This is a genomic window from Phycisphaerae bacterium (genome assembly GCA_035384605.1).
GTDB lineage: Bacteria > Planctomycetota > Phycisphaerae > UBA1845 > PWPN01 > JAUCQB01.
Genome location: DAOOIV010000002.1, coordinates 23,429 through 39,596, shown reverse-complemented (window position 1 = coordinate 39,596; position 16,168 = coordinate 23,429). Strand labels below are relative to the sequence as shown.

The following is a 16,168-nucleotide window of genomic DNA, read 5'->3' as shown; positions in this document are numbered from 1 at the left end:
AAGACGGGGGAGACCGGTGTATGCCAAAGCTCGACCCGGCGGCTGTTGACTTCGTGAGCCACCTAGCCGGCAGCGATGGTTATGCGACGTACCTACGTGATACGTTGCTGAGTCTGTGTGCGGTGGACACGGCGCCCGATTCAGACTTGGCCTCAACCGCATCACGAGAACAGCAGCTTTTTGACCTGATTCAGCGAGAAGTTGAGGGCTTGCGTGATTGCAGCGGGGAAGTGGAACGTCCGCCTATCGACCCCGCGATCGAGTCAGAGCCGGCGTACACCGCGCCGGGATACGCGGCTGATCGGCGGGGGCGGGTGCCGCCGGCTGAACAGGTCTATGCAGGCCGGACGAACCTGGTGGTTATCTTCGACGGGAACCCCGGTACGAACCCACGACCGGTGGTTCAACACGCTCACGTGGACATTGTGCCATTCTGGACGGCACCGCGAGCGGTGGGGCATCGCGTCGTCGGGCGCGGGGCGTGCGACAACAAGGCCCAGGTAGCGGTGCTTCTGGCACAGATGCGCCTGTTGGACGAGTTGCAGCGTCATCTGGGGCGTCAGGGCCGGCGCGGGCGCGTGTACCAGTTTGTCATTGACGAGGAGATTGGCGGAAACGGCTCGCTGTCGCTGGCGATGGACCCGCGGTTTTCGGGTTGCCCAATGATCGTGCACGAGTGTACGGGGCTTGTTCCCTACTGTGCCCACCGGGGGTGTGTGTACTATCGATGCCGGTTGTCGGTCGGCAACGGCACCGAGGGCAACGCGTTGAAAATGGTTCCGTACGTTGTCACGGCGCTGGATGAGGAGGGTCGTCGCTTCCAGGAGGAGACGCGCCATCCGCTGTTCGGGCTCGAGCACGTTCAGGCGAACCCGGGCATCCTGGGTCCTTACGGCAGGACGCCCGGAACGGTCTGTGATCATGTGGCGGTGGTGGTGGCTCTGGGTTCGCAGGCAAGTCCAGAAGAGGCTGCGGTGAGCATCGAGCGATGCCTGGCGGATTCGCTAAGGGCATATTGTCGCAGACATGGCGACAAGACCGTCATACTTGACGCGGCCACCGGCAAGCCGATGCTTGAGAAGCACTTCTCGGTTGAATGCGTCTCTCAGTCAGGGCCGCCTGGGTTTCGCATCGATGTTTTCGGCGTTGGCGGGCACATGGGTGCTTTGTCTGAATGCGACAACGCGATCACCAAGGCAGCGTACATGTTGCGTGGTCTTCTCGATTCGGCGGATATCCCTTTGCGGGATGTGATCGTTCGACTGGCCGATGCGGATGAGGAGGCGGCCGAGGTTGTGCTCGAGGGTGGGCAGGGGTTCACACCCTGTCATCGTATGGAGGACATCGAAGCTCGACTGGCGGCGGCGGCGCGGCGAGGGGCGATGGATTGCAGCGCGGCTTGCGGTTTCCGTTTTGACGAGAGCATGATCGAAATGAGCTTTGACCGGCTGCACAATGATGCCTACGCGGCCGACCCAGGCATCGAGCCGATGCGGGCTCTGCTGGCCGCTCGCGAGGCGGTCGGGTTGCCGCCGGTCGAGGTCGTCGGTTGGCGGACGAGTTGCGACGCCCGGTTGTACCATGCTCGGGGGTATCCCGTGGCCATCTTCGGGGCCGGCCGTCTCGATGTTGCTCATAGCGATCACGAATACGTGGATATCGCCGAGATGCAGCAGGCCCTGGCGATCAGCACGCTGGCTGTGTGGAGCATGATGATGTAGGTCGGGCTTGCCCGACGCTTGGCCGGGCTGTCGTTGGCGTGCAGAGCACGGCCTACTTGGTCAACAGGCCCTTCTGTTGCAGGTAGTCCAGGACCTGGGTGGCGGCCTCTTGCGGGGTCACCTTGTCGTTATGGATGACCAGTTCGGGCTTGAGCGGGGGCTCATAGGGGTCGTCCACGCCGGTAAAGCCCATGCCCTTGCCGGCGGCGAGTGCGTCGCGGGCCTTCTTGTAAAGGCCCTTCGGGTCGCGCTGTTCGCATTTCTCGATCGGGACGTCGACGAAGACCTCGATAAAGGCCAGGCCTGCCTCTTCGTGGATTTTACGGGCCTGGTCGCGGTCCTTGCGGTAAGGGCTGATGAAGCTGGTGAGTATGATGCAGCCGGCGTCGGCGAAGAGCTTGGCGACCTCGCCGATGCGGCGGATGTTCTCCTCGCGGTCGGCGGCGGAGAACCCCAGATTCTTATTCAGGCCGTGGCGGATGTTGTCGCCGTCGGCCACGTAGGCCAAGTGGCCTCGCTCGACGAGGGCGTGTTCGACCGTGAAGGCGATGGTGCTCTTGCCGGAGCCGCTGAGGCCGGTAAACCAGATGGTCGCGCCTTTCTGCCCGAGGAGCTTTTCGCGGTCGGCCCGACTGACGTGACCTTCATGCCAAGTGATGTTTGTTGCCTTGATCTCCGTCATTTGTATCCCTTTGCAGAACCCGTCGTTTCTCACTCAGTGTTGAAACGAGTGGGGTAGTATAAGAATCTGCCAGCCTGGGCTCAACCGGTCGGCAGGAGTAGGATGTCGCCTTGTCGCGGGAAGGGAATCCGGCCATAATTCCCGGCCATGAGTGAAGCATCCCGATTGAAGATTGTGGTGACCGAGCGGGCCAGCGAGGCGGCGATGGCCCGGCTGGCGGCCGTCGGCGACGTCGTTGTGCTTCCCAAATGCGATGAAGCCAGTCTGATTGAGGCGGCTGCAACGGCGGACGCAATGGTTGTGCGGACGTACTCGTTGATCAACGCGAAGGTGATCGAGGCGGCAAAGGCGGGTGGACGGCTGAAGGTCATTGGTCGGGGCGGAGTGGGTCTGGACAATATCGACCTGAAGGCGGCGCTGGATGCCGGCATCAAGGTGGTTTACACGCCAGCCGCTTCGACGCACGCGGTTGCCGATCTGGTGGTGGGGCTGATTATTGCGCTGCAGCGGCGGGTGGTGGAGAACGATAAGGGGATGCGGGGCGGCGAGTTCGATTCCATCCGGTCAGTCAGGCCCAGGGCCAAGGAGCTTCGCCACCAGACGGTGGGCGTGATCGGCATGGGTCGGATTGGGACGGCCGTGGGTTTTCGACTGGCCAACGGTTTCGGGACTCGGATCATCTATCATGACATCCGCGAGATCGGATGGCTGCCGTTTCCGGCCGAGAGCAAGAGCAGCCACGAGGCGGTGTATGCTGAGGCCGACGTGGTTACCCTGCACGTGCCGCTCACGAAGTTGACGCGAGGAATGATTGATGCTGATGCACTGGCGTCGTTCAAGCAGGGCTCATACCTGGTCAACGCTGCTCGCGGGCCGGTTGTGGTGGCAAGGGCGCTGGCCGAAGCTTTGGAATCGGGGCATCTGGCCGGAGCGGCGGTCGACGTGCACGATCCTGAGCCGCCGCCGGCGGATTACCCGCTTCTGGCAGCGCCCAATTGCGTGTTGACCGCGCACATTGGAGCCCGCAGCCCCGAGGGCTTGGCGGCCATGGACGACGTGGTCGACGATGTCATTGCGGTTCTGCAGGGCAAGGAGCCGAACTGGCCCGCCGGCCCAGAGTTGATTGAGTAAGGCGCGGTCGGAGCCACCAAAGGAGGCGGAGACCTGGCGTCCCGGCTGAATAATGCGGCAGGCCTCGGTCGCTGCGGCGACCTCGACGCCGCCGTACCGACCGGGCCGGAGTGGATCGGGTGAGATGCGCGTCGGGTGCGATGCTCACGGCTTTGCGTGTGCATGTTCGCTCGAATCGGTCGATATTCGTAGGAGCGGCTTGCGGCCGTGAGGCTTGATGAGCCGGGGCTCACTGCCCTGCTGTTTCATGGAAGACCGGCGGCATAAAGCCGCCGGCTCGTCAAGCGAAGGATGGTTTTTGGGCATTGGGATGTGATTCTATGTCAACATATCTTGTCACCGGCGGCGGGGGCTTCATCGGATCGCACATCGTTCATCGGCTGGCGGCCGACGGGCAGAGGGTCCGCGTTCTGGACAACTTCTCGACCGGCAAGCGGGCCAACCTGGCCGCGGTGAGCAAGGATATCGAGATTATCGAGGGCGATCTTCGATCGATGGACGATTGTCGCAAGGCCTGCGAAGGCGTTGAGATCATCTTTCACGAGGGGGCCTTGCCGTCGGTGCCCAAGTCGGTGGCCGACCCGCGGTCCTCGCACGACTGCAACATCAACGGCACGTTCAATATTCTGATGGCGGCCCGTGATTGCGGCTGCCGCCGGGTGATCTACGCCGCCAGCAGCAGCGCCTACGGCGACCAGGTGGAGTCTCCCAAGCGTGAATCGATGCGGCCGGCCCCGCTGAGCCCGTATGCGGTCAATAAGCTGGTGGGGGAGTACTACCTGAAGGCCTTTCATTTGTGTTACGGCCTGGAGACGATCTCGCTGCGGTATTTCAACGTGTTCGGCCCGCGGCAGGATCCCAAGAGCCAGTACGCAGCGGCCATTCCGGCGTTTGTGACGGCGATTCTCAATGACAAGCCGCCGACGATCCATGGTGACGGCGAGCAGACCCGCGATTTCACGTACATCGACAACGTGGTTCACGCGAACATGCTGGCGGCTCAGGCTCCCAGGCTCAGTGGCGAGGTGATCAACATTGCCTGTGCCGAGAGCGTGAGCGTCAACCGGACGATCCGGCTGATCAACGAGTTGCTCGGCAAGGATGTCAAGCCGATCTACACCGATGTTCGTCCGGGCGACGTGAAGCACTCGCTGGCCGACATCAGCCTGGCCCGCAAGATCATCGGCTTCGAGCCGGTGGTGAAGTTCGACGAGGGGTTGCGGCGGGCGATTGAGTGGTATCGGGGGAACCTGTGAAGAGAAGGATGAAGGCTGAAGGATGAATCGAGACAGAAGCCATTAGCGGCGATTCGGCATTCATCGCTTGTCATCCATCATCTCCCGCGTCACTAATCGCCGCTTGCTCACTGCCACGGTGGTCGGTATCGCGAGAGCAGTCTGGTGCGACGTAAAACCCGAAAAGCCAGTGGCACGCGTCGGCCTGACATCTGGCTGCCGTTCTGGCGGCGACGAGGGGTCGGGCTGGTTTTTCTACTGGTTCTGGCGACGGTCATCCTGTTTGAGCGGTTCGGCCTGTTTGGCGGGCCCGGTGGGCGCGAGCAGCCTGCCGCGATCATCGCCGGCACGGACCACGACCGCTACAACAATCGCACTTTCACCTGCATCAAGGTCATCGACGGCGACACGTTATATATTGATGCCCCCGACGGCAACAAGTCGTATACGTCCGTTCGACTGATCGGCGTGGACACACCCGAGGTCGATGAGAGCCTTGGGCGGCCGACTTATTTCGGGGCTGAGGCCTCGGCGTTCACCCGCTCGCAGGCGGAGGGCAAACCGGTCAGAATCGTGTTGAAGGAAAAGGAGACTCGCGACCGGTTTCGCCGGCTGCTGGCGTACGTGTACCTAGGCGACGGTACGACGATGCTTAACGAGGAGATCATTGCCCAGGGCTACGGTTACGCTTACACGACGTATCCGCACCCGTGGACGCCGCGGTTCATCGATCTTGAAAGACGGGCCCGCAAGCAGAAACGGGGCTTGTGGAAGGAAGTCACAACGGAACGGATGCCACAGTGGCGGCGGAAGCTCGAAGAGCCGAGGTAGGACAGTACCAATCGGTTCAGCGTTTCCGTTTCCGCGAAATGAAGTAGGCCTGCCATTCAGCGACAACGTGGTTCAGGTCATACTGCGTGCCGCACTCCGGGCACATGTGCGTTTCGGGCAGGTGTTTCAGGCAGTAACCGCAGATCAGGCAAAGGCTGTTGTCGTACTCCACCGCTGACCTTTCGATTCGGCGCACCTCTGTACGCGCCAGGAATTCCAGGAGCAGCGCCACTGCCGCGAGTGCACAGAGAGCCACAACCACGCAGCCGGACGAGAACGTTGGCCATTGCCCCGGCAAGACGATGACGAACAAAGCCAAACCACCGGCGAGGATTTCGAGACTTCGGTACCTTTCAAGCACCCTTTCTATGACCCACGGACCCGGACGGTCCGTCGGGCCGGCGAGAATGGACGGTTGGCCCCGCAGGGCTGAGCGTGAGTTTCCCGTCGGCGTGTGCATGTCAGAGAATTGTGACGGCATGGCACATTCGTACAATTGCGTTGCCGTGCAGTCAAGCTGATCTGCCGACACCGGCCTGTCGGTAGGGGGCACTTACAATAGAGTGTGTCCGGCCGCGCGGTCGGCGAGGTATTCCGACCATGTGCGCTTCACCTGCTCGATCTCGTAGGGGCTGCCGCACTCGGGGCAGCGGTGCTGCGCCGGAAGCCCTTTAAGGTTGTACCCGCAGTGGAGGCAAAGGCGACAGTCATTGGCTCCAGCTTCGCGAAGCAGAACGACAATTTCCTTCCTGCTCCATGGTAGAATCAGGAAGCAGATCACGAAAACGCCGCCCACGATGTAGACGGCGTAGTGAGCGTGCTGCACCGGGTCGACATGAAGGAAATACAGAAGATTCAGCAAGAAGAACAGGAAGACCAATAAGGCGCCTGCAACCATTTGCGGCCTGTTCTCGAGCCTCTTGATCACCGGCGGCGGCACGGGCGCGCCCTTGGGCCCGGACTTCGGAAGGAACATCACCTTCGCCGAGCGCACGATAAAGAGCCGGAAGAAGAGGCTGATCACTCGGCCGATGTATCTCAAGCGGCTGGGCATGGTCGAATGCTCGTGCTTGCTTTGCCTGGTATTTTGGTATTGAGGCAAAGGCGCCGCGACGGCGTCAGACGCCACAACCGATTATGTGCGGGTTTGCTTGCATCCGCAAGCAGGCGGGCGGCTTGCTCCAAGAGGCTTCCCGGATCGGAATGCACGTGGCGGAGGATTGGCAGATTGCACGGTTGGCCGGCAGGTCATCGCTGATGTCCGGCGGGAGCGGGGAGAGGGCGGCAACTCCCGCGTACTTCCGCCACGGGAAGAAACCGCGTTGGAGCGTTCGTGTTTTGACTTTTCCCCCCGGATTTGTTCAGATGATGTGCGGACTCGTCTTCGGTATTGCGCGTCCAGAGAGTGTTTGTCCCGGGCCGATTGACAAGTCTGACGTGGTTTCTTGCGCGTTCGTATCCGGAGCATGGGCAGGCTCATGGCACATACCGGCTTGGTACTCTCGGAACGGTACGAAGATCATGACACCGGTCCGCACCATCCGGAGGCGCCTGAGCGGGTGCGGACCATTCGCTTGCGGATGCGGGAAAGCGGTCTGGCGGATGCGGCTTTGCTCATCGACCCCAGGCCGGCCGACCCTTCGGTGATCGATCCCGTTCATCCTCCCGAATACGTGTCCAGGCTCCGGCACGCCTGCGAGATGCGGGCGGGCTTTATCGACACGCCCGAGTGTCCCGTCTGCGACGAAACGTATGAGATTGCGCTGATGGCCGTGGGGGGATTGCTGCAGGCGGTCGACGCGGTGATGGAGGGACGTATTCGCAATGCTTTCTGCGCGGTTCGGCCGCCGGGTCATCACGCGGAGCGGCGCCGGGCGATGGGTTTCTGCTATCTCAATAACATCGCGATTGCCGCGGAGTACTTGCGATCTCATCATGGTTTGTCGCGCGTGGCTATCGTCGATTTTGACGTGCACCACGGCAACGGGACGCAGCACCAGTTTGAGCGCGACCCGAACGTGTTCTTCTGCAGCATTCACCAGGATCCGAATACGCTTTATCCGGGATCGGGCTTTGAATGGGAAAGGGGACAGGGCGACGCCGTCGGCACGACGCTCAACGTTCCGATGGCCGCGGGCAGCGGCGATGCGGAGTACAAACGGGCTTTTGAGGAGGTGATTCTTCCGGCGGTCGCTGATTTCAAGCCGGAGTTCATCCTGGTTTCGGCTGGTTTTGACGGTCATCGGGGGGATCCGCTCGCATATATTCAGCTCAGCACCGCATGCTATCACTGGATGACGCACCGCCTGGTCGAGTTGGCGGGCGAGGTTGCGCGACATCGCCTGGTCAGCACCCTGGAGGGGGGCTACAACCTGGATGCGCTGGCCGACTCGACGCAGGCGCATGTTGAAGCGTTGATGAATGGGTGAACACTTCCCGGGATCGGCGCGATTTGATGCAAAGCGCGCTGGGATTTCGGCGGTAGCCGGCTCTGGCGGCGATCACTGACGGGCGATTGCCGAGAGCCTCGTTCAGGCCACCACATCGACGCCGCCGCCGGCGGGACCTGAGACAGGCGCGGCCGCTCCGGCCGATCCGCCGCCGGCGTAGACGTCCACCGCCAGTTGCTGCGACACGGCGACCATTTGGGTGCTTTGAAGGCTGAACTGGGAGGATGAGTATATGAAGGTGCCGCCGGCCTGCGAGGCCTGTTGTTGCTGGAGGAGGCTCAACATGAGGCCGAGTAGACCCTTCTTCTCATCGTCGTCGTCGCTTTGCATGTATTCGAGCATCAGAAGGAGGAGCATCGCCCCAAGAATCTGATTATCCGCGAGCACGGGACCGTAGGTGCTGACGAAGGACTCGACGCCGGCGGATATGGATGTCTGCGAGATGGCGACGGCCGACTGGCCGGCCGAGACGGACGCTCCAGCGATGGGCCCGCCGGCCTTGGCTGCTTGGCCGCCGTCAACGCCGCCCAACTGGGCTGGTTGTGTGCACTGCGGCGGCTGAGTGGGCAGACTTCCGCCGTAACCACTGATTGGTGAAACCGCGCTCATCGTTCCTCCTCCGGGACTGGCGCTCTCCGCATTTCCCCCGCTTGGAGGGGCATGGGGCAGACGGCGTACCGGCCCGACAGGGGGGAAACAACTATGCCGTAGGTACGTGTAAGTATTGCACTGTCAAAAGGTTGCGAAGGGCGATCGGGCCGTAGGGTTTATGTCGTTTATGACGATGCGCTTGTGTTGGGGGCTGTTCACAGGCGCTTGAGACACTGCAACATGCCGAGGAGCATGTGGTTAGCGCGGGGAGGATTGCACAACGCGGCGAAGAGGAGAATGACGGCGGTACGCGTGCTTGCCGGTATGCTGCGGTTTCGAGATGATCAGGTCGGCCCTGCGGCGGGCGTTGGCAGGACGGACGAGGAGGCATAGCGGGGGTGGCAAGGATGACCGACGGGCGCGAGCAAGGGAATCGGGGCAGCCTCACGGTCGTCGTGGGCTGCATGTTCAGCGGCAAGAGCGAGTTTCTGGTTTCGCAGCTCGAGGAAGCTGCCCGACGGGGCCGGGCGACCGCCGCCTTCAAGCACAGTTCCGATAACCGCTACTGTCATCGCGACATTGCGTCGCATACAGGCCGACGCTTCAGGGCGATGGCCGTGCCGGAGGCGTCGCGAATTGCAGATCTGGCCAAGGTGGCCGAGGTGGTGGCGATCGACGAGGGGCAGTTTTTTGCCGAAGATCTGGTCGACGTCTGCCGAGAGCTGGTCGTCGCCGGCAAGGAGGTTCTTGTGGCGGGGCTGGATCTGGACTCGTGGGGCCTGCCGTTCGGACCGATGCCAGGGCTTGCAGGAACAGCCGATCGCGTCATTCGTCTTCAGGCGGTCTGCGCAAGATGTGGCAGGCCCGCGGATCACACTCAGCGAGTAGCCCCGATCACGGGCCAGAAAATGGTTGGCGGCGCTGACTGCTATGAGCCGCGGTGCGCCGCTTGTTTTGAGGCTCCGCCCATCGAAAAGCGATGTTGACATCACGGTTCAGTTGAAGGCAACGTTTTGATTGAGAGGCTCGGGGCGGAACGGCCAGAGTGTCCGGCGAGCCAGGCGGATACGTTGCCGGACAACGCGGAATCGCCGTGGTGAGTGACGGCGGCGTTGATCGCCCCCGGTACCCATCTTCTCGGATCAGCCGATTGCCACACGAGGCTGCCGAACGACGCCGGAGTCGGGCGTCGCCGGTTCGGACGATGGTCTTGGATGCTGGCTGGTTCTTTGCCGAGCGATCTGCTCCTCGATGCTTGTGATGATGTCTCGGAGGCGCTCCTCTTTGATACCGGCAGGCGTTTGTCGGGCCACGATCTCATCCGCCGCCAGTAGTCGCTCGATCTTTCGATTGGCCAGGATCACAGTCGAGTGGTTCTTGTCGCCCATGAAGCGCCCGATTTCGGGGAAACTCATGCGGGTGTGCTTGCGGGCGAGATACATGGCGATGTTGCGAGCCAGGGCAAGGGTGCGCGTCTTGCGCGAGGTGTGAAGGTCGGCGGGCGTCAGGCCGAAGTACGTGGCCACGATGTGGTCTATGTCATCGAGGCCGAGGGCTCGTTGCGTGCGGGCCAAATGGTCGGCGAGCGCGTGCCGGGCAAGGGAAAGGGTAATCGGTTGATGTGCCACGCGACTGAACATGATCAGCTTGAGCAGGGCGCCTTCGAGTTCCCGGACGTTGGCTTGAAGATGTTCGGCGATGTATGCGATGACTTCCTGCGGAACGGGTTGTGAGGTCGCGACGCGGGCGCGGCGGTTGAGGATTTCGCAGCGCATGCGGTAATCCGGCACGTCGATCCGCACGACCATCCCCGCGACGAAGCGATTGACGAGTTGCTCGCTGAATTGCCCGATCAGCTTGGGATGCGAGTCGCTGGCCAAGACGACCTGTTTGCGATGCCCGTCGATGGCGTTGAAGGTGTGGAGGAACTCCTCCTGAGTCGCCTTTTTGTTGGCGAGGAAGTGGACGTCATCGATGATCAGGACGTCCACGTTGCGGTACTGCTGCCGGAAGGCCTCGATCCGCTTGGTCTGCAGCGCATGAATGAAGCCGTTGGTGAAGTCATCTCCGGTTACGCAGAGCCACCGGCAATCCGGATGATGCTCAGCCAAGTGGTTGGCTAACGCATGCATCAAGTGGGTCTTGCCCACACCGCAGCCGCCATGGACAAAGACGGGGCTGTATGCGGCCGGGTCGCGATCGGCGATCCGTTTGACCACGGAGAAAGCCAGTTCATTTGACGGACCGACGACGAGAGAGTCGAAACGGCCGCGCAGGCGGGACAAGGGGGTAGTTGGTTCGTGACGATGGCGGCGAGCCACGCGGTCGGGGTTCTTGGCGATGAAGTCGGCCTGTGAGTTGAGTTGTCGCTTTCTGAGGGCGTGCAACAGGTTCGGGTCGACGACGAAAGAAAGCTGCAAGTCCTGGCCGGTGGCCCGGCGGGCCGCGTCGCTGATGGTGTCCGCGAAATGTCTTTCAATCCAGCCACATATGAACGCGTTGGGAGTGCTGATTTTCAAATGACCGTCGGTCATGGTGAACTGCGTGGCATTCTTGAACCACACCTTGTAACGCTGAGGACCGACCTCCTGGGCGATCGTGCTTTGAATCAAAGCAACGCTGTCCATGCGCGGAGTAATCACTGGCGACTCCTTCCTTGCTTGAGAGAGTAGAGCGAGGTTACCGTCTCAACTGTCGCTGATGTTGGCGACGATCCACGGCGCCTCAGGATCGTCGCGGAATTGAAACTCAGCGGGGCGTAACTTATACAGCGTTCTTCACGAAATCAATACGGAAAAATGCCCCACGCAAAGGCCGGTGCGCCAAGTGTTCGGTCATACCGAGACTTGCGACGAGAAAAAAACTTATCCACGCGTTTGGGGCACAGAATGTGGAAAAGCCGTGGGTAGTTGCATAACTCGCGTTGGTTTATGAACCAGCGTTTTTCAGCGGTCTGGGGGTTTGTTGGCGGGACTGAGGATTCGCACCCATGCGGATCGTCGCGATGTTTCCACAAAGGCAAATCGCGCATACAGCCGTCGGGCCGGCGAATTCTCGGCATCCACAGCCAGCGTCAATCTGAGGGCCGCGCGATTGCGTGCGGTTCGCACCGCATGCTCGAGGAGCGTGGACGCGTAACCTTTGCCGCGATAGCCGGGTCGCAATCCCATATACACGACCTCAAGAGCGGCCTGCTCCGGCACTTCAGAGAGCAGGAGAGTACCGACCGGCCTGCCGTCTGCAACACCGACGAACCAAGTGCGAGGATTGAACACGCCGGTGCAGCGGTGAGTGGCCATGACGTCCTCAATGTCTCTTTTTCCGCTGATACCTGCGCAATCCAGGCTGCCTTCGTAAGTGTCTTGAACGGTTTGCGCGAAAAGCTGGTGGGTTTCGGGAGAATAGGTAATCCAAGACAGGGCAGGGGACGGCTTTTCGACGACGAGCGGTTCGGTGGACTCGCGCTCCATGTAGATCAGCTCAGCAAGACGTTGAAACCCCGCTTGTTCATACGCGTTTCGCTCAAGGGCAGCGTCGAGCGGAATGATGGCTTGCAGGAAAGAAATGCCGCGGTTGCGTGCCTCATCAGCAGCTTTGCGCAGAAGACTGACAAGCGTTTCAGCGGCTTGGGGATCGGGCAGCCAACCAGGGAGGTAGACCGCCGACGATCGGCCGGGCGAATCGATGCACAAGCAGCTATAGAGGATATTCCTTTCGTGGCGTGCGATCAGGCAGTGTTTGAGCGACAGGCCGCGTCTTTCGGCGTGGTTGACCAGTGTTTTGACCCGACGGTCGATCTCTGCCGGGGACAACTTCGGATGGTAAACGAGCCGCTGAAGCCCGCGCTGAAGCTCACGATCTGTTGCGGGTGTGGAGATGACCATAAACCTGTTAGCCTCCGCCGCCCGAGAGCTTACCGAAAATTGACGAGGCGGCCAACGGGCCTTGACGGGGTCGGCGGGTCCTCAGCGAGGCGGGTTTGCGGATAAGAAGGTGCCCCGCGGCAAGCGCGAGGAGTAGCCTTCCACGTCCAAGTCGCATCGCGGGACGACGACAACAGTCCAGGGGCTTGCCAGTCGAAACCCGGGTCTGATGCGCGAACCAGGGTAGATTTGCCGTTCGAGAACGCGGAGTCTGTCACCCTCTTTCCAGACATGCTGGATGATGATCCCGCAGTCATCTCGCGGCGTGGGGCCAAGACCGGCAATCAGAATCATCTCGGTTCGGAAATCAACGGGAACCTCGCACAAGGGTATCTGGGCGAGTGTGGCCGGATCACGAACAACCAACCGAACTGCCTTTGTGAGGCGGGAATACGTCCCTGATGCCTGCCAGAGGATGGGTAATTCCTCGGTGCCTGCCGGGACGGTGGTAGGACTTGCCGTGTCGAGGCGACAACCTAACAGCGTCGTCGCACCAACAAGCGCTGCAATCATGCCATGCGATGTCGAATGGGAATGAAAGTTTCTTCGCATGGCATGCGATCATACCATGGTTGCGGCAGAGTTTCGCGGTCGAACGGTGAGGATCGGCCATGGCGGTTTTCTGTCTCCAGCGAGGGAACCGCCTGATGATGGCAGCCCAATCCTCTGGTTTTGGCTTTGCTGGTCGCGGCCCGCCATCGAACAGGCGACTCGGAGCACGACGTGGTCACGTCGGTCGCGGACGGCCGAATTGGGCTGCAAAGGCGTCGAAATCGTCCTGCAGAATCTCGGGGATCTGGACCAAGCCGGCGGTCACCGCGCTTGCGAGGTCTGCCAGGTCTTCGAAAGTATTCACGCCATTCGCTGCAAGGAACTGTTCGAGAGCCTCGGCTTCCTGGTCGTCCAAGTCAGGGAGGGCTATGTCGGGCGGCAAGTAGAAGCCGAGCTTGGCCAACTCGTCGGTAAGCGTGGGCAGTTGAGTGACAAGAATCTGCAATTCGGCTGAGTTGAGGGCGCCGATGTTCTTCACGGGATCGGTCAGCTTGGTCAGCGTTGACAGCACTGTTCCGCGATCCCCATTGCTGTTGACGGTGGGTGGCGAGCAACCGGCTAACGGCAAGAACATCATGGCACCGATGCAGGAACCGACCAGACGCGTGCGGGATCTCATTGCACTCTCCTTGTCGATTATCGGCCCAGGGCAAATGCCTTGGCGCCGGGGGTTGGATCGGTTCTCGAAGCATGCGTGTTTAGTCCCGCTCGTGTTTGTCCGCCTGGTGACCGTCCCGCGGAGTTGTCATTCCGGCCTGACGGGAGGATGACGGCGTTTTCCGAGGCGGGGGACCGCCGCAGCGATAAGACATTAAGTGGGGCCGATAAGCGCGGACGGCCGTCTTTTCCCAGGTGCCGGCAGGGCCTATAGTGTCCATGAGGTTAACCCGAGAATCGCCCGGCCTTTGCCTTGGGATCGAGATCATGATGGACGACCGACAACTGGATATCGTTTTTGCCGCACCTCACCCCGACGACCTGGAAATCGGCTGTGGAGGCACGATTGCTTCGCTGGCGGACAAAGGCTATCAGGTGGGAATGGTTCATTTGACCAATGGCGAGCCGACGCCGAACGGGTCGCCCGAACGCCGATCGCAGGAGGCCGTGAAAGCGGCAGAAGTGCTGGGGGCGGCGGTGTGCGAGATCCTGCCGCTGACAAACCGCGAACTCATGGATGGGCCGCCGGCCCGCTATGCGCTGGCAACAATCTTGCGACGATATCGCCCGCGGATCCTGGTCGGCCTGGCAGGGCGGACGACCGCGGCTTCTCCCGACCACTATCAGGCACAGCTAATAGTTGAGGCGGCGCGCTTCTACTCACAGCTCACCAAGTGGGATGACCGTTTTGGCCACACATCCCCGCACCGGATCGATCATCTCGTCTATCGCCCGATCCCGTCGGCCGCAGAGCGGATGCACTTTCATGGGCAGTTCGTGGTGGATATCACGGACACACTGGAACGTAAGCTTGAGGCGATTCGTTGTTACCGTTCGCAGTTCGACGGCCAGCGATTTGATCGACTCCGACATTACGTAACCAGCGTGGCAGGCGCGGAGGGCGGCCAAGCCGGCTACCGGTACGGGGAGCTGTACTGTCTGCCTCGCCCGGTGGGCGTCAAGGACATGATTGCCATGCTGGGTTCGTGGGAGATTCCGCCGCCGTTCTCCCCATATTCCAGTGGGTAACCATCTGGCGCGGGTTTTCCGCCCGGTCCGGATAGAGGCGGAAGAACCTCGGTTGCGGCCGGCGGGCTTAGCCGTTGTTCAAGGATTTCGGGAGAAGTAGTCCCAGACCATGAACGCTTTGCCCTTGGTGGCGAGTTCTCCGGGCGTATAGACGGCCCCGCCGCCGACGCCTTTGATGATCTTACCCGCCGGGTCGGGAACTCTCTTGGCGTGGTAGTCGCCATAGAGGACGTTGAACCCATTGAGGTGATATCCCCTGTACCCGCCGAAATAGGCATCGGTGAGCAGCGCGTGCATGCTGTGCTTACCTCGAAGATACTGGGGAAAGTGTCCGAGGAACTCGAGAGCCTGCTGGTGGTCGAGCTCGGTGGGATCCGTCATGTAGGAGTAATAGGGCCCGCCGATCATCGCCTCGACCGGGTACATCTTGGCTCCGGCGTCCGTGGGAGACTTTCCTGCGGCGATGGGCAAAGCATAGGTGTAGGCACCGATGGGAGAATTGGCTGCGTTGTGCGAGTCAACGTACTGGGGATCGGAGGCAGCCGGGTGCTGGTATCTTTGCAGGAAGACAGCCATGCCGCGGTCGCCATCCGCATCGGCATCAGTGTTGCTGGGACAATAGAATACTTCGGGATTGCCGCCGACGTATTTGCGATAAAGGAGGCCGTTGTTGACCTTGATCCAGTCACTTCGGTTGGGGTCTCCCAACGTGTAATACTTGCCTTCGGCGAGCGTGTACCTAAAACGCCCCACCATGGGGAGCATGTGGCGATTCTCGGCGGCATAAGCCGCAAAGCCGATTCCCTGCTGGTGGAGATTGGACAAACACACCGACTGCCTGGCCTTTTCCTTCGCCTTGCTGAGAGAAGGGAGCAGTACGGCGATCAGAAGGGCGATGATGGCCACAACGACTAGGACCTCAATAAGGGTAAAGCCGAGCCGAGAAGGTGCAATCGTACTATTGGTCATCCGACAAAGACGCTTCATGATGGGGGCCCTCACCTCGCTGTTCTTGCGTTGCCAGCCGTTCCAAACCGACAGGCACCGACGGAACACTCGCCAACCACAAGTATTTTAACGTGTCAACGGAGCCAAGTCAACCTTGTCGACAAAATATCCGGGGGGCATTTCATCCGGTAGACCTCCAACGAGGTCGGCCAGCCTATATATGCGATCTCCGGTGGGGCAGCTCGCAGCCTGGCGATGAGCACGTTGGGGGCCTTTAGACAGCAAAAATAGAAATAAATAAGTGAGAATCGTATTCCCTCGTGACTCAGATTTCGGACTGTGCCTGGCGCAGGAACCTTGGGTGTGCAGCTTGAGCCGTTTCGGCGTCCGGGGTCTGCAACACGTGCGGAAGCGGCTG

16 protein-coding genes are annotated in these 16,168 nt (G+C 61.0%); 7 read left to right on the top strand and 9 right to left on the bottom strand.

The genetic code is table 11. The features are described 5' to 3' along the window. Positions 1 to 20: 20 nt before the first annotated feature. Positions 21 to 1,721: a M20/M25/M40 family metallo-hydrolase gene (locus PLL20_00755; GenBank protein HPD28495.1), complete on the top strand. Its 1,701-nt coding sequence runs from the start codon at positions 21 to 23 to the stop codon at positions 1,719 to 1,721. A gap of 52 nt (positions 1,722 to 1,773) precedes the next feature. Here the strand turns inward: PLL20_00755 and cysC are convergent, their stop codons facing one another. Then, complete coding sequence (cysC, locus tag PLL20_00750) at positions 1,774 to 2,403, bottom strand: adenylyl-sulfate kinase (GenBank protein ID HPD28494.1); 630 nt, start codon at positions 2,401 to 2,403, stop codon at positions 1,774 to 1,776. A 147-nt stretch (positions 2,404 to 2,550) separates the two neighbouring features. Between cysC and PLL20_00745 the strand changes: the two genes are divergently transcribed. The 3 genes from PLL20_00745 (at position 2,551) to PLL20_00735 (ending at position 5,600) form a co-directional block, all read left to right on the top strand. Then, positions 2,551 to 3,534 (top strand): NAD(P)-dependent oxidoreductase, encoded by a 984-nt coding sequence (locus tag PLL20_00745; protein HPD28493.1) that lies wholly within the window; start codon positions 2,551 to 2,553, stop codon positions 3,532 to 3,534. A gap of 320 nt (positions 3,535 to 3,854) precedes the next feature. Continuing rightward, positions 3,855 to 4,790: an SDR family oxidoreductase gene (locus PLL20_00740; GenBank protein HPD28492.1), complete on the top strand. Its 936-nt coding sequence runs from the start codon at positions 3,855 to 3,857 to the stop codon at positions 4,788 to 4,790. 144 nt (positions 4,791 to 4,934) lie between these two features. Beyond that, positions 4,935 to 5,600: a thermonuclease family protein gene (locus PLL20_00735; protein HPD28491.1), complete on the top strand. Its 666-nt coding sequence runs from the start codon at positions 4,935 to 4,937 to the stop codon at positions 5,598 to 5,600. Between the two features lie 16 nt (positions 5,601 to 5,616). Here the strand turns inward: PLL20_00735 and PLL20_00730 are convergent, their stop codons facing one another. Further along, a complete protein-coding gene (locus PLL20_00730; protein ID HPD28490.1) occupies positions 5,617 to 5,961 on the bottom strand; it encodes a hypothetical protein in 345 nt (114 codons plus the stop codon). 192 nt (positions 5,962 to 6,153) lie between these two features. After that, a complete protein-coding gene (locus tag PLL20_00725) occupies positions 6,154 to 6,654 on the bottom strand; it encodes a hypothetical protein (GenBank protein HPD28489.1) in 501 nt (166 codons plus the stop codon). 424 nt (positions 6,655 to 7,078) lie between these two features. Here PLL20_00725 and PLL20_00720 point away from each other — a divergent pair, with 424 nt between their 5' ends. Beyond that, positions 7,079 to 8,029 (top strand): histone deacetylase, encoded by a 951-nt coding sequence (locus PLL20_00720; protein HPD28488.1) that lies wholly within the window; start codon positions 7,079 to 7,081, stop codon positions 8,027 to 8,029. A 102-nt stretch (positions 8,030 to 8,131) separates the two neighbouring features. Here the strand turns inward: PLL20_00720 and PLL20_00715 are convergent, their stop codons facing one another. Then, positions 8,132 to 8,659, bottom strand: a complete 528-nt coding sequence (locus PLL20_00715; protein ID HPD28487.1) for a hypothetical protein — start codon at positions 8,657 to 8,659, stop codon at positions 8,132 to 8,134. 389 nt (positions 8,660 to 9,048) lie between these two features. On the opposite strand from PLL20_00715, the gene PLL20_00710 reads away from it, so the two are divergent. Continuing rightward, positions 9,049 to 9,627 carry a thymidine kinase gene (locus PLL20_00710; protein HPD28486.1) on the top strand — a complete coding sequence of 193 codons (579 nt, stop codon included), beginning with the start codon at positions 9,049 to 9,051 and terminating at the stop codon, positions 9,625 to 9,627. A gap of 156 nt (positions 9,628 to 9,783) precedes the next feature. On the opposite strand, the gene dnaA is transcribed toward PLL20_00710, so the two are convergent. The 4 genes from dnaA to PLL20_00690 all read right to left on the bottom strand — a co-directional run bounded on the left by dnaA (position 9,784) and on the right by PLL20_00690 (position 13,735). Further along, complete coding sequence (gene dnaA / locus PLL20_00705) at positions 9,784 to 11,283, bottom strand: chromosomal replication initiator protein DnaA (GenBank protein ID HPD28485.1); 1,500 nt, start codon at positions 11,281 to 11,283, stop codon at positions 9,784 to 9,786. A gap of 303 nt (positions 11,284 to 11,586) precedes the next feature. Then, positions 11,587 to 12,525, bottom strand: a complete 939-nt coding sequence (locus tag PLL20_00700) for a GNAT family N-acetyltransferase (GenBank protein ID HPD28484.1) — start codon at positions 12,523 to 12,525, stop codon at positions 11,587 to 11,589. 81 nt (positions 12,526 to 12,606) lie between these two features. Beyond that, the gene (locus tag PLL20_00695) at positions 12,607 to 13,077 is read right to left on the bottom strand and encodes a hypothetical protein (protein HPD28483.1); all 471 of its coding nucleotides are present in this window, start codon (positions 13,075 to 13,077) and stop codon (positions 12,607 to 12,609) included. Positions 13,078 to 13,291: 214 nt separating this feature from the next. Beyond that, the gene (locus tag PLL20_00690) at positions 13,292 to 13,735 is read right to left on the bottom strand and encodes a hypothetical protein (GenBank protein ID HPD28482.1); all 444 of its coding nucleotides are present in this window, start codon (positions 13,733 to 13,735) and stop codon (positions 13,292 to 13,294) included. 305 nt (positions 13,736 to 14,040) lie between these two features. Here PLL20_00690 and PLL20_00685 point away from each other — a divergent pair, with 305 nt between their 5' ends. Further along, complete coding sequence (locus tag PLL20_00685; GenBank protein ID HPD28481.1) at positions 14,041 to 14,802, top strand: PIG-L family deacetylase; 762 nt, start codon at positions 14,041 to 14,043, stop codon at positions 14,800 to 14,802. 78 nt (positions 14,803 to 14,880) lie between these two features. Here the strand turns inward: PLL20_00685 and PLL20_00680 are convergent, their stop codons facing one another. Next, positions 14,881 to 15,789, bottom strand: a complete 909-nt coding sequence (locus tag PLL20_00680) for a type II secretion system protein (protein HPD28480.1) — start codon at positions 15,787 to 15,789, stop codon at positions 14,881 to 14,883. Positions 15,790 to 16,168: the final 379 nt, after the last annotated feature.

Coding starts and splice junctions, on each gene's coding strand:
- PLL20_00755 (HPD28495.1), top strand. CDS start 21: ATGCCAAAGCTCGACCCGGCGGCTGTTGACTTCGTGAGCCACCTAGCC.
- cysC (HPD28494.1), bottom strand. CDS start 2,403: ATGACGGAGATCAAGGCAACAAACATCACTTGGCATGAAGGTCACGTC.
- PLL20_00745 (HPD28493.1), top strand. CDS start 2,551: ATGAGTGAAGCATCCCGATTGAAGATTGTGGTGACCGAGCGGGCCAGC.
- PLL20_00740 (HPD28492.1), top strand. CDS start 3,855: ATGTCAACATATCTTGTCACCGGCGGCGGGGGCTTCATCGGATCGCAC.
- PLL20_00725 (HPD28489.1), bottom strand. CDS start 6,654: ATGCCCAGCCGCTTGAGATACATCGGCCGAGTGATCAGCCTCTTCTTC.
- PLL20_00720 (HPD28488.1), top strand. CDS start 7,079: ATGGCACATACCGGCTTGGTACTCTCGGAACGGTACGAAGATCATGAC.
- PLL20_00715 (HPD28487.1), bottom strand. CDS start 8,659: ATGAGCGCGGTTTCACCAATCAGTGGTTACGGCGGAAGTCTGCCCACT.
- PLL20_00710 (HPD28486.1), top strand. CDS start 9,049: ATGACCGACGGGCGCGAGCAAGGGAATCGGGGCAGCCTCACGGTCGTC.
- PLL20_00700 (HPD28484.1), bottom strand. CDS start 12,525: ATGGTCATCTCCACACCCGCAACAGATCGTGAGCTTCAGCGCGGGCTT.
- PLL20_00695 (HPD28483.1), bottom strand. CDS start 13,077: ATGATTGCAGCGCTTGTTGGTGCGACGACGCTGTTAGGTTGTCGCCTC.
- PLL20_00690 (HPD28482.1), bottom strand. CDS start 13,735: ATGAGATCCCGCACGCGTCTGGTCGGTTCCTGCATCGGTGCCATGATG.
- PLL20_00685 (HPD28481.1), top strand. CDS start 14,041: ATGATGGACGACCGACAACTGGATATCGTTTTTGCCGCACCTCACCCC.
- PLL20_00680 (HPD28480.1), bottom strand. CDS start 15,789: ATGAAGCGTCTTTGTCGGATGACCAATAGTACGATTGCACCTTCTCGG.